This window comes from Mesorhizobium sp. M0437 (genome assembly GCF_040321335.1).
GTDB lineage: Bacteria > Pseudomonadota > Alphaproteobacteria > Rhizobiales > Rhizobiaceae > Mesorhizobium.
Genome location: NZ_JAMYRK010000006.1, coordinates 90,809 through 103,646 on the forward strand (window position 1 = coordinate 90,809; position 12,838 = coordinate 103,646).

Below are 12,838 nucleotides of genomic sequence, written 5' to 3' on the forward strand. Positions count from 1 at the left end.
TTCCATTTCGCAAAGCTGGTAACTTCAGGCCAAAGCACGCAGCCTTGGGCTGGCGCCGACCAGAAGGCCGGCAAGGGCTATGGCCTGCGCCAGTTGTTCGCCGATCGAGCTCGATTCCCAGGCGACGCCGCGCAGCGGATGGCCGATGGCGAACAGATTGCCATGGGTCTCGCCATCACGGGAAATCACCTGGCAGTCATGCGTCGCGTCGATGCCGAAGCCGGTCGCATGCGGCCTGACGATGCCGTTCTCGAGCAGGTTCTGGACGAATGGATCGGCGATCCGCCGCCAATCATGCTCCTGATGGCCGCGGCAGTTGACGACGCCGTCGAAGCGCAGCCGTTCGACCGCGCCGGTATCACGCCAGCGGATTTCAGCGACGATGCCATTTGCCTGCGGATGGAGTGCCAGCACCCGTCCCGCTCGACCCGTCCAACGGCCTTGGCTTCGCGCCAGTGCCACGCGCTCAAAGCTCGGTGGCGCCGCGCGGTGCGCGGTGACATCCCAGAAGGCGCGCAGATGGCGTGCGAACTTCAAGCGCTCCTTGTCGGTGGCGCCTTGCCACAAGGCCAGGATCCACGGCCGGATCGTCAGCGGCAGCCCTTGCCAGTCCAGGCCGGTGGGTTCGATTGCCCGGCGTTCGGCCTTGACCAGTGCGAGAAGCGCCCTGGTGGTTTTCGGCAGCGGCCGCCCGGCGAGGAAATCGCGCCACGCTTCCACGTTGCGCCGAGGTTCGACGATCTGTCCGCGCCGCGACACGACGCGATAACCGCCCTTGAAGCCGCGCGCTTCCATGCTGGCGACGACGTCGACCATGCTGAGGCTGGAGCCGATCAGCAGCAGTTCCTTGCTGCCAGCGAGCCGATCGAGCGCCGCCGAATCCCAGGGATTGGCGATATAACGGGGATCGCCGACGACGGCTGCTTCCGTGGTGGACGGCTGGCTCTGGAACACCCCGGTTGCCAGTACCGCCTCATCCGCCAGCAATTGCTGGCTATCGCTGGTGCCGACGCATACCCCGGACGGACCCGTCAGCATGTCGACGGCGGATGCCTTGATGTGGCGCAGCGAAGAACGCGGATCTGCTTCTCTGATCGCTCTCGTCAGTTCCGACAGGACATAGCTGCCGAACAGCCAGCGCGGCGGGCTTGAGTCCGGGACATCCTCGGGCGGTGTCCAGCCGTGCTCCGGCCCATTCGCCATAAGCCAGCGAACGAGGTGATCGGGATCGTCCGGATGCAGCGAGAAGATGCGCGCCGCGCCGTTGACGAGGTGTTGTGGATCGACGGTGCTATAGGCGACGCCGCGACCAAGCTCGGCCCGGCGCTCGATGATGGTGATTGCCAGCGGCTCAGTTGAACGGTCGAGCAGCTTGATCGCGGTAACCGCGCCGGCAAAGCCGCCGCCAACGATGATGATTGAACGAGGGATCGAGCGTAGCGGGGAGGAAGGGGTATGAAGCATCAAGAACCTTTGCGACGCCGGTGGTCGTGGCTCCAGCCCATCGCCCCGGCAACGATCATCGTGCTTTCCCGTAACCCGATGTCAAAAAACAATAATTGCCAGCTGGCGAAAGGCATTCTTTCACTCAGCGGGTTTGGCAGGCGCTAGATAGGAACGCCCTTTGCGACCAGCCCGAGAACCGCTGATGACTGAAAATCGAAAGATAAGGCTTGGAGCCTTTGTTCGCGGACCGGGCCATCATGTCGCTGCCTGGCGCCATCCCGATGTGCCTGCCAATCCGGGCCTGAGCTTCCAGCACTATGCGGACGCCGCGCGCACTGCCGAGCGTGGCCTGTTCGACATGGTGTTTCTGGCCGACAGCCTCAGCGCGCGCAATGGCGAGCAGCCGATCGAGACCTTCGAGCGCACCGGCCATGTCGTGCATTTCGAGCCGCTGACGCTTTTGTCGGCGCTCTCGACCATCACGCAAGGGATCGGGCTCGTTGCGACCGCCTCGACCACCTATTGGGAGCCGTTCCACTTGGCGCGGCTGTTCGCTTCGATCGATCATCTCAGCGGCGGCAGGACAGGCTGGAATGTCGTCACCTCAGCCGATGCGCCGGCGGCGGCGAATTTCAGCCTCGACCAGCATCCCGTTCATGCCGACCGTTACGCCCGCGCCGAGGAATTCGTCGCTGTCGCGCAGAAGCTTTGGGACAGCTGGGACGACGATGCCTTCGTCGCCGACAAGGCTTCGGGGATCGCCATCGACCGGCGCGGCATCCACGCCCCGGACCATGTCGGCCGGCATTTCCGCGTCAAAGGGCCGCTCAACGTCGCCCGCCCGCCGCAGGGCCATCCCGTCATCGTTCAGGCCGGCTCTTCCGATGCCGGCCAGCAGCTGGCGGCGCAGACGGCGGAGGTGGTTTTCACCGCCCATCCGACCATCGAATCGGCCCGAGGTTTTTACAGCGAGCTGAAAGGCCGGTTGGGCTCCTTTGGTCGCTCTGCCGATTCTTTGAAGATCATGCCCGGTGTCTTCCCGGTCGTCGCGCCGACGCGCACGGAGGCCGAGGACAAGTTCGATGCGATCCAGCGCCTGGTCGATCCTGTGGTTGGTGTGGCGCTGGTTTCAGGATTGCTCGGCGGTGTCGATCTTTCCGGCCATTCACTCGACGGACCGTTGCCGGAACTGGGCAGTTCCGATGCCGTGAAGAGCCGCCTGAAAGTCGTTTCCGAATTGGCCGCGAGCCGGAACCTGACCATCCGCCAATTGTATCTCGCCGTTGCCGGCGCGCGCGGCCATTTCCAGATCGTCGGCACGCCAAAGGATGTGGCCGACATGATGGAGGAGTGGTTCGCCGGTGGCGCGGCGGACGGCTTCAACGTCATGCCGCCGATCCTGCCGACGGGCCTCACCGATTTTGTCGACCTCGTCATTCCGGAGCTGCAGCGGCGGCGTCTGTTCCGGACTGCTTACGAAGGCGGGACGTTGCGCGAGAACCTCGGCCTTGCGCGTCCGATCCGTGGCGCCGCTGAACAGCAAGAGAGGAAAGCATCATGAGCGACAGGACGATCGATTCGAAAATGTTTCGCCAATGGCTGGCGGATGGCGAAGAACTGGCGGTACTAGACATTCGCGACAGCGCGACTGTCGGATACGCATCGCCGCTGTTCGCCACCAACCTGCCCGCGGCTCAGGTCGAGGCCGAGATCGACCGCTTCATCCCGCGCAAATCGGTGCGCACCGTGCTGGCGGACGACGGCAGCGGCGTTGCCGAGCAACTTGTCGAACGACTGGTGGGGTATGGCCGTACTCAGCTGTTTTCGCTGAACGGTGGAATTCCGGAATGGACGCAAAGCGGCGTTGAAGACCTGCCGACCTTCGATACGCCGGGCGTCGATTTTTCGCTGGCGATCCGCGACGAGAAGGGAACCCCGGTCGTCAGCGTTGAAGAGCTCGCGGTGCTCAGAGGCCGAGGCGCCGACGTGGTGGTGCTCGACAGCCGCACGGTGGCGGAGTTCGAAAAGGACCATGTGCCGGGCGCCATCAGCGTGCCGGGCGCCGAGCTGGTGCTACGCTTCGCCGACCTGGTGCGTTCACCGGAGACGAAGGTTGTCGTCTCCTGCGCCGGCCTGCCGCGCGCCATCATCGGGGCGCAGACACTGATCGATGCCGGCGTGCCCAACCGGGTCGCCTATCTGCACGACGGCACCAGGGCATGGCGCGAGGCCGGTCTTGCACTCGAAACCGGCAAGACCGCAATCTATGGTCCGGCAAGCGAGGATGCCAAGCGTTTCGCCGGGGAGCACATCGCAAAGCTTGCCGAAGGCGACAGCTTTCCCCGCATCAATGCGGCCACGGCCGCAAACTGGGCGAAGGACGAAACGCGGACGACCTACCTGCTTGACGTGCGCACGCCCGACGAGTTCGCCGAAGCGCATATTCCGGGGTCGATCGCGTCTGAGGGCGGGCAGTTGCTCGGTGTCGCCTATCGCACCATCGCCGTGCGCGGCGCCCGCGTCGTGCTGATCGACGATCTGCTCGGTGTCCGCGCGGCGACGACGGCGCATTGGCTGCAGCGGCGCGGCTTCGAGATCGCGATCCTCTTGTACGACTTCCAGTCGACCAGCCTGGTGGAAGCGGCGTAGGGCAGGAGCACTGTCAGGCGATTTTTTCGGGGGCCACTATTCGGCGGCTTCCGATTGGCGGCGACGGCCCGCCAGCACGTTCTTCTGCATCGCCGTCAGCGAAGACCGCACGGCTTTGGCGCCGTGCTCCAGCATCTTGGCCTCATACTCCGACAGCGCCTGGAGAAGCGGCTTGTCGCCGCGTTTGGCGGCCACCAGCTCTGGCACCAGCAGCCCGGCGTCGTAGATCGCGGTGTTGCCGCCAAGCGCGCGAAAATAGGTCATGGCGTGGATGGCATCGCCAAGCAGCGTCACCGGTTTCGTCGGCCAGGGATCGACAGGTTCGGAGCTGTGGACATGAAGCAGCGCCACCGTCGATGGGTCGGTGTAGCGGATGAGGTTGAGGATTTCCGGGTGCCAGTGGGCGATCTTCGAGATCAGCAGGTCAATCAGTTCTGAACCGGAGAGCTTTGCCAGCGCGTCGTCTGTGGCAAGTTCGTCCTTTTCATAGGCGGTGTTCCACCAGACATAGCTGGTGGTGTTGTTGAAATGGAAGCCGGAAAAATCCTTGTGGGTGGCGTCGTCCAGCCCGATCAGTCCATGCTTTCGGAATGCGTCGACATTGACCCTGTGGCTGGTGACCATAAGCCCATGACCTTCGGTTGGCCTGACGCCGGCATTGTAGTCGAGTAGCAGCGGCGAGATCTGGTGAAGGGCTGCGGCATGCAGCGTCATCTTGCCGGCCAGACGCCTGACGCCGGTGTCGAAGCTTCGCGCATGCGGCACCAGTTGCTGGCGCACCCGCGAGCGGGCGCCGTCGGCACCGACCAGCACGTCGGCATGGATTGCCGAGCCGTCCTCGAAATGCGCGACGACCGAACCATCCGGCTGCTCGTCGTAGCGAGAGAAGACCTTGCCATAGCGCATGATGCCGTCGAGGCCGGACAACAGCACCTGGCGCAGCGTGATACGGCTTACCGATTTTTCGATATGCGTGTCGTCGGCCTCGCCCGGCGCGTTGCCGCCGCCCCAGGCATCCTCGCCCAGGATGTTGAAATTCTCGTCGAGCAGGATGTTGCGATCCGGCGCCTGGCCGAGCGTGGCGACAAAAGCGTCGTAGAGTTCCGGCGGCAAATTGGCGATCAGGGAATCGATGCCGCGCTGGCGGATGCGCAGACGAAAACCCTGGACATAGTCGGTGCGGGCGCGGTCCTTCTCGAAGACCGCGACACTGATGCCGTTCTTCTTCAGGCCTTGCGCCAGTGTCAGGCCGCCGGGGCCTCCGCCGATGATGGCGACTTCGACATGTTCTGTTGTCATGGCGCTCAACCGACCGCCGCGAGCTTGGGCTTGCCCGCGGCAATAGCCGGCGTCTCGGCCAACTGCCGGGCGATATGGCGGCTGAGCGTCGCCTTGGCGGCGATCGTGCGGATCATGTGGTTCTGCGGTGCGTGGGAACGGGCGGTCAGCGCATCACGGTGGTGGCGCTCAAGCTGGAAATCTCTGTTAAGGCCTGGATTGCCGGCAAGCTCCAGCGCCAGCGAGGTGACGGCAACGGCATTGTCGATGACGACATGCCTGACCGTCATGCCGTCGGTGCCCACAGGCCGGCCGGCGTCGACATCTTCGGCGAGTGAACGCAGCAGCCGCGCGCTGCTCGCAAGCCGAACCTCTATGTCGCCCAGCCCTGACTGGATGTGCGGCACGGTCGACAGCGGCGCACCAAGACTTGCCGGCGCGTGCGTGCTGACAAAGGAGACCAGCCGGTCACGGGCAGCACGGGCGGCACCGTGGTAGACAGCGCCGATCAGCGAAAAGAAGAACGCCGTCGCGCTTTCCTCGCGCCTCAGCGGCTCGGATGCCGGCTGCGCCTCGGTGATGTCTTCGGCAGGAACCGCAACATTATCCAGAATGATGTCGTCGCTGGCCGTCGCCCGCATGCCGGCGGCGTTCCATGTCTTTTCGACGCGAAATCCAGGCGCGTCGGTCGGCACCAGGAATGAAGCCAGACGCGGCTGCGGCTCGTCGGTCAGCGCCAGCAAGTTCACCCATTTCAGAATAGGAATGCCGGTGACGTAGTTCTTGTGGCCGGATATCCGCCAGACGTTGCCGTCCCGCCGGGCAATGGTTTCGGGCGGCTTGCCATGAGCTGGCGAGCCGATCCGGGGCTCGGCCTGGGCGGCGTTGATCAGGGCAGGGCCAAGGCGCCCGGCCTCGACAATCCGCTGAACCAGATGGCGCGGCCATTTTCCGGATTTCCGCATCGCATACTGGCTGTTGTAGTGCATGGCCAGCACCAGCGCTGTCGACGGCTCGCCACGACCGATCTCGGCGATCACCGCCTGTGCTTCCGTCAGCCCGCCACCGAAGCCGCCATGTTCGCGCGCCGTGACCAGGCCAAGCAGCCCCGCCTGGTGAAGCCGGTCGAAATTGGCGAATGGGAATTCCCCGGTCGCGTCGTGATGCGCGGCGGTCAGCGCGAAGTCGTCGGCGAGGCCGGCCACTTTCTCGAGGAGTTGCGGAAACTCGGCAATTGTCGACATCATGACGTTGGCTTTCTCTCAGGCGGCGGCCCGAATGTTCACCAGATCGAGCGGCCGGCGATCGACCCAGTGCTCGACGTCGAAATCGCCGGCGAGGAAGCCCCAGTCGCGCAGGAAATCCTTGTAGTGGGAAACCGCTGCGACGAGCTCAGGCTGCAGTCCGAGGCCGAGATGCTTATGGACATCCGGGCCATTGGCGGCCAGCACCTGTTCCTCGGTGGCCCCGGCTTCGCGGGCAACAAAGCGCTGCGTCTCTTCCGGATGCGCCTCGGCCCAGGCACTGGCGCGCAGGATGGTCTCGATCAGTCGCGCGACCAGATCGGGGCGTTGTTCCGCCAGCAGTTCATCGACGGTCAGCACGCGCGGCGAACCGGAATTGATGCGGATGTTCGGGTCGGGGTGGAAGCCGAATTCCACGACCTGGATGGCGCCGATCAGATTGGCGACATTGATGCCGGCCGTGCCCTTGACATAGATGGCGTCGACCTCGCCGCGGATCAGGGCTGCGGCTTCCTCGCCATAGGGCTGCTTGCGCTTGAGGCCGAACAGCGACGGTCCTTCCTGGCCGTCGAGCACGCTGTCGGCCAGCGCTATGTCGACGATCTCGACGTCGCCATAGCCAAGGCCCTCGAGCGAGAGCGCCGAGACCAGTCCCTTCAACGCCGTCGCTCGCATGAAGTCGACGATTCCCTCGGGGCGCCGGGCGATGCCGAAGCGACGGCCTTTCAGGTCCTGGATTGTCCTGATGCCGGAACCGGGCAGGGCGATGATTGCCTGGAATTCGTCGGTCCAGGTGATGCCGACGAGACGCGTCTTGCGCCCTTCGGACCGCGCGCGGATCGGCGGCACGTTGCCGCCGTGGCGGAACGACCAGTCGAGCGTATGGTTGAAATGGCTCTGGCGGATGTCGCGATTGGGCGAATCGATGATCGACTTCAATTCGATCCCCTCCTTGCGAAAGGTCTCGTCGAGAAGCCCGAGCTGTGCGGCGAGCCCGACAGGCGTCGGCACCGGGCAGCGTGTGTACCAGATTTCGGAGATCGCAGTCGCGGTCATGATGGCTCCTTAGGTGTTGCGCAGGCCGGCCTGCTTCATCAGCGGCAGGATGTTCTCGCCGAAGAATTCGAGGTCAGGCTTGAAATCGAAGAAGGACAGCTGCAGGCCGTCAATGCCGGCGTCCTTCAACTTGACGAACTGGTCGACGATCTGTTCGGGCGTGCCGATGAGATAGATGTTGCCGCCGACCTTGGCGTAGGGATCGTCGCGGCCCTCGCGTCCTTTCCAGGCCTGGGCATCGCTGTTGAAGGTCTGGAAGCCTTTCGGCGTGCGGCTGTCGGCATGAGCGACGATCTCATCGGCGACCGCCCAGGCCTCCTTCTCGGTCGGCCTGCTGATGACCAGCGGGTTGAGCAGCGTGCGCACGGTGCGGCCGACGCCGAGGGCTGCGTCCTTCACCTTCTTCGTATGCGCCGGCAGCGCTTCCAGCGCGCTGGCGATGTCGGAGCCGGCCGGGCTGGTGACGAAGACGATGTCGGAATAGCGGCCGGCAAAGGAAATGCCGGCGTCGGAGCCGGTGGCATTGACCAGGATCGGCCGGCCGTAATTCGGCTTGGGCGTGACGAAGCCGCCATTGAGCTTCCAGCTCGATTCTCCGGAGAATGAGAAATTCTCGTCGTCCTGCCACAGTCGCTGCAGCACTTCGACGAACTCGGCGGCGAGTTCATAGCGGCGGTCGTGCTCGATGCGGTTCCAGCCGAACATTTCATGTTCGACGGCGCGATGGCCGGTGACGACGTTGATGCCCCAGCGGCCGCCGGAGATGTGGTCGAGCGTGGCGCCGAATTTCGCCAGATGCAGCGGATGCCAGGGACCGTAGAGAACATGCATGGTCGAGATCAGCATGATCTTCTTGGTGATCGCGGCCATGGCCGCGACGGAGACGAAACTGTCCAGCGCCTGGCCGTTGAAGACACCGCCATAACCGCCCTTGGGCAGCCACTGGCTGAGCGCGAAGACGAGGTCGAAGCCAAGCTCCTCGGCCTTCAACGTCAGGTCGCGATTGTAGTCGAAGCGCCAGTCGGTCGAGCGCGGCAAGGTCGAGTTGGTCCAGCCACCGGCCTGGATCGGCAAGAATAGCCCGAGCAGCACCGGCTGCTGAAGCGCTTTCGACAGCGGGCTGTCCGGATAGTCGGTCGGCGCCTTGAAGAAGGGCGTGCCGACGATGGAACCAGGCTTGTGGGCGAGCGTCATGGCGAACTTTCTCGGGTGGAGGAAGGGAACCCGTGCGAAGGACCGCGCACGGGTCAGGCTCAGGCGACGATATGGGCGGTTGCGAGGGAGCCGGCATTGCCCTCGGCGCCCACCGTGTGACCGGCTATGCGCCTGTTGTAGAGGGTGATTTCCGGTTGGCTGACGATGCCGATATCGGGCAGGTCCTCGACAAGGATCTGCTGGATCGCGGCCCATTGCTCGAAGCGCTTTTCGTGGTCGACCTCGACGGCGGCCGCTTCAAGAAGTTCGTCGACCTTGGCATTGCTGTATTTCGAACCGTTGGAGAACGGCACGCCGGGTTTGAAATTTTTCGACCAGTAGAGGCGCTGTACGCCTACCGTCGGGTCGAACAGATTGCTCATGCCGTTGAAGGTGAAGTCGAAGTCGCGGTCGGTGTAGATGCGCTTGGTGTAGGTGGCGAAATCCTGGCTGCGCACGGTGACCTCGATCCCGACCGCGGCCAATGCCTGCTTGATGTAATCGGCGCCGCGCTTGTAGGTTTCGCCGCTCGGGACATAGTCGTGGACAAGCTTGAGCCGGGTACCGTTGGCGTCGCGCGGCAAGCCTGCTTCATCGAGCAGTTTATCGGCGGCGGCCGTGTCGACCGGATAGGTCTTCAGGTCGGCGACGAACCACTTCTTCAGATTGGGGTTGATCGGGCCTGGAATGGTTTCGCCATAGCCATAGTTGATCGTCTCGCGGATGACGTTGCGGTCGATGACATGGGCGAAGGCACGGCGGACGCGAACATCCTGGAAATAGGCTTTCTCCAGGTTGAATTCGACCCGGCTGATGCCATTGGAATATTGGTAGCCCTGCTTCTCGAAGCCGATATGCGGCAGCGTCTCAAAACGCTGCAAATCGCTGTACGGAATCGGCGTTGCCGGCGCCAGATCGATCTCGCCGGTCTCCAGCGCCAGCGCGCGCGCCGAAGCGTCCGGGATGAAGCGCACGATCAACCGGTCGAGATAGGGGCGCGGTGCGTCCCAGTAGTCAGGATTGCGTTCGTAAACGATGTGGCTGCCGCGCACCCATTCTTTGAAGACGAACGGGCCGGTGCCGACCGGAGCGACGTTGACCGGATTTTCGGCTGCCTTTGTGCCGTCATAGAGGTGCTTCGGCACGATTGGCGTTTCGGCCGCAGCCAGGGCCGTGATCAAGTAAGGCGCCGGCCTCGACAGAACCAGCGCTACGGTCAGCGGATCCGGCGTCTGGATGTCTACAAGGTTGAGGAAGGTGTTGCGGCCGCGCGGATGAACCTCTCTGATCGTGGTGATCGAATAGGCGACGTCGGCGGCGGTGAACGGCTGGCCATCATGCCACTTCACGCCTTCGCGCAGCTTGAAGGTGTATTGCAGCCCATCGCCACTGACTGACCATTGTCTGGCCAGGGATGGGCGCGGCGTGAGATCGAAATCATAGGTCAGCAGGCCCTCGGTGGTCTTTGCAGAGACGTAGACCGAATTGAATGCCGTGTGGGCGATGGTCGTCAGCACAGGCGGCTCAGCCGAGAGCACCAGCGTCGCCGTTCCACCCTGTTTCGGCTCGGCGGCGTAGGCGCTGCGCGATGCAGGCAACAGGGTCGCTCCGAGCGCGGCCGCCGAGATGCCGAGGAACCTGCGGCGGTTCGGACTGAGGAAATGAGACATAGCGTCCTGGTCCTTTTTTGCTGCCGGACCCGATCGGCCGATCGTCGGCCGCCAGGCTAAAAATCCGTCGTTCCAAGAGCGGGCCCGTTTGCGAAAAGATTTGGCCGACCTGCTCCCGCGCTTAAGATTTCATACTTCAAACAGCTAAGTTTGTAGTATGAAATAAAATTCTATTCTGCAATGAAGCCATTTGCAGGATAAAATTTCTTAAATCAGGTTTGACAATGTCTATAAATCTTGTCAACTAAAAAGCGCGGAACTTTCCGGGAAACAGCAAACCCGCATCGTCAGCCACAGCCGGGATAGCGAAAACGATGTCGACCCTGACGCGCATTGGCAGAACCTTCCGGCGCACCGCCATCCAGGCGGTGCCGACCGTTCTGGGCATCGTCATCCTGAACTTCTTCCTGCTGCAGCTCGCGCCCGGCGATGCCGCCGATGTCATGGCCGGCGAGGCTGGCTCGGCCACTGTCGAAACGATGGCGGCGCTTCGCCAGCGCTTCGGGCTCGACAATCCGCTTCTCGTCCAGCTGTTCAACTATCTCTACAATCTGGCGCATTTCAGCCTCGGCTTTTCGCCGCGCTACGGCATGCCGGTCGCCGACCTGATCGGCCAGCGGCTGCCCGGCACGCTAGTGCTGATGGCGGTGGCTCTGGCCGTCGCCATTGTGCTCGGCCTCGCCCTTGGATCGGTGATGGCGGTGTTTGCCGGGCGCCTGCCGGATCGTGTGCTCTCCGTTATTTCGCTGCTGTTCTATTCAATCCCGGGTTTCTGGATCGGCTTGATGCTGATCGTGCTGTTTTCGGTCAAGCTCGGCTGGCTGCCGAGCGGCGGCTCGGGAACCATCGGCAGCAACCTGACCGGCCTTGCCGGGCTCTGGGACAGGGCGCGCTACATGATCCTGCCGGCACTGTCGCTGGCGCTGTTCTACGTGGCGATCTATGCGCGGCTGACACGAGCGGCGATGCTGGAGGTCCAGTCGCAGGACTACGTGCGCACCGCCGCAGCCAAGGGCCTGCCGCCGGCCATCATCACCATTCGCCATGTCCTGCGCAACGCGCTGATCCCCATTACCACCATGGCCGGCATGCATGTCGGCGGCATGCTCGGCGGCGCCGTGGTTGTCGAGACTGTCTATTCCTGGCCCGGCCTCGGGCGTCTCGCCTTCGAAGCGGTCATGGGCCGCGATTTCACCGTGCTGCTCGGCATCCTTCTGTTGTCGTCGCTGCTGGTGATCATCGCCAACGCGACCGTCGATCTTCTGCACGCCTGGCTCGATCCCCGCATCGGAGTACGCTGATGGCTTCCACCGATTTCGCCGCGGGCGATGCCCGTTCCCGCCGTCTCCATGCCGATGCCCGCGGGCCCGCGGCACCGCCTGAACCCGAGGCAAAGAGTTGGAGCAATCTCCACGCGCCCGACGCACGCTCCGCTTCGGCAGCGTCGGTGCCGATAGCCGCTGGCGGGCGTGCGCTGAAGGTTTTCCTGCGCAATCCCAACGCCATGTTCGGCGTTGTGTTCCTGTCACTGGTCGTGCTGGCCGCACTGCTGGCACCAGTCCTCTATCCGGCCGATCCGCTATCGATGGTGGCGCGGCCCTTCCTGTGGCCGGGCCAGAACCCAGCCTTCCCACTGGGCACGGACTCCATGGGCCGCGATGTGCTTTCGGGCATTCTGCATGGCGCACGGATTTCGCTGTTCGTCGGCCTGGTGGCGACCGCGCTCGGCCTCAGCTTCGGCATCCTGGTCGGCGCCGCCGCCGGCTACTTCGGCGGCTGGATCGACGACCTGCTGGTGCGCCTGATCGAGATCTTTCAGACCATACCGAGCTTCGTGCTGCTGGTCGTCATGGTGGCGATCGCGCAGCCGACCGCGCCTGTCGTGACAGTGGCGATCGCCGTCATCACCTGGCCGACGGTGGCGCGGTTGACCCGCGCCGAGTTCCGGGCCATCCGCGAGAAGGATTTCGTCATGGCCGCCCGCAGCCTCGGCTACGGCCATGTCCGCATTATCTTCCGCGAGATCCTGCCCAATGCGCTGCCGCCGTTGATCGTGACCTCGTCGGTGATGGTGGCGACCGCGATCCTGATGGAATCGGCGCTGTCCTTCATGGGCCTCGGCGATCCCAACGTCGTCAGCTGGGGCTCGATGATCGGAGCGGGCAGGGAATTGATCCGCACCGCTTGGTATCTGACAGCGCTTCCGGGATTGGCGATCGTCTTTACCGTGCTGGCGCTGAACCTGATCGGTGACGGCCTCAACGACGCGCTCAACCCGCGCTTCTCACAGGAGCGATAGAG

At 63.8% G+C, this 12,838-nt stretch carries 10 protein-coding genes; 4 read left to right on the forward strand and 6 right to left on the reverse strand.

Annotated elements, in window-relative coordinates; translation table 11 throughout:
- Window positions 1-24: 24 nt before the first annotated feature.
- A complete protein-coding gene (locus NKI72_RS06145) occupies window positions 25-1,464 on the reverse strand; it encodes an FAD/NAD(P)-binding protein (protein WP_352831690.1) in 1,440 nt (479 codons plus the stop codon).
- Between the two features lie 181 nt (window positions 1,465-1,645).
- On the opposite strand from NKI72_RS06145, the gene NKI72_RS06150 reads away from it, so the two are divergent.
- Both NKI72_RS06150 and NKI72_RS06155 read left to right on the forward strand, forming a co-directional pair.
- The gene (locus tag NKI72_RS06150) at window positions 1,646-3,007 is read left to right on the forward strand and encodes an LLM class flavin-dependent oxidoreductase (protein ID WP_352616995.1); all 1,362 of its coding nucleotides are present in this window, start codon (window positions 1,646-1,648) and stop codon (window positions 3,005-3,007) included.
- Window positions 3,004-4,095, forward strand: coding sequence for a rhodanese-like domain-containing protein (locus NKI72_RS06155; RefSeq protein WP_352616960.1), 1,092 nt, complete (start codon window positions 3,004-3,006; stop codon window positions 4,093-4,095). Before NKI72_RS06150 ends, NKI72_RS06155 begins: the two co-directional genes overlap by 4 nt.
- Window positions 4,096-4,131: 36 nt before the next feature.
- Here the strand turns inward: NKI72_RS06155 and NKI72_RS06160 are convergent, their stop codons facing one another.
- Genes NKI72_RS06160 through NKI72_RS06180 form a run of 5 tightly spaced genes read right to left on the reverse strand, consistent with a single transcriptional unit; the run spans window position 4,132 to window position 10,537 of the window.
- Window positions 4,132-5,394 (reverse strand): FAD-dependent oxidoreductase, encoded by a 1,263-nt coding sequence (locus NKI72_RS06160; RefSeq protein WP_352616956.1) that lies wholly within the window; start codon window positions 5,392-5,394, stop codon window positions 4,132-4,134.
- A 5-nt stretch (window positions 5,395-5,399) separates the two neighbouring features.
- Entirely contained in the window at window positions 5,400-6,617 is a 1,218-nt protein-coding gene (locus tag NKI72_RS06165; RefSeq protein ID WP_352820148.1) for an acyl-CoA dehydrogenase family protein, read from the reverse strand.
- An 18-nt stretch (window positions 6,618-6,635) separates the two neighbouring features.
- Window positions 6,636-7,673: an ABC transporter substrate-binding protein gene (locus NKI72_RS06170; RefSeq protein WP_352820131.1), complete on the reverse strand. Its 1,038-nt coding sequence runs from the start codon at window positions 7,671-7,673 to the stop codon at window positions 6,636-6,638.
- Between the two features lie 9 nt (window positions 7,674-7,682).
- On the reverse strand, window positions 7,683-8,867 hold the full coding sequence (locus NKI72_RS06175) for an LLM class flavin-dependent oxidoreductase (RefSeq protein ID WP_352471360.1): 1,185 nt from the start codon (window positions 8,865-8,867) through the stop codon (window positions 7,683-7,685).
- A 59-nt stretch (window positions 8,868-8,926) separates the two neighbouring features.
- Window positions 8,927-10,537: an ABC transporter substrate-binding protein gene (locus tag NKI72_RS06180; protein ID WP_352540160.1), complete on the reverse strand. Its 1,611-nt coding sequence runs from the start codon at window positions 10,535-10,537 to the stop codon at window positions 8,927-8,929.
- A 314-nt stretch (window positions 10,538-10,851) separates the two neighbouring features.
- Here NKI72_RS06180 and NKI72_RS06185 point away from each other — a divergent pair, with 314 nt between their 5' ends.
- Window positions 10,852-11,838 carry an ABC transporter permease gene (locus NKI72_RS06185; RefSeq protein ID WP_352449708.1) on the forward strand — a complete coding sequence of 329 codons (987 nt, stop codon included), beginning with the start codon at window positions 10,852-10,854 and terminating at the stop codon, window positions 11,836-11,838.
- Window positions 11,838-12,836, forward strand: coding sequence for an ABC transporter permease (locus tag NKI72_RS06190; RefSeq protein WP_352471358.1), 999 nt, complete (start codon window positions 11,838-11,840; stop codon window positions 12,834-12,836). The genes NKI72_RS06185 and NKI72_RS06190 overlap by 1 nt, the downstream gene beginning before the upstream one ends.
- The last annotated feature ends 2 nt before the right edge of the window (window positions 12,837-12,838 follow it).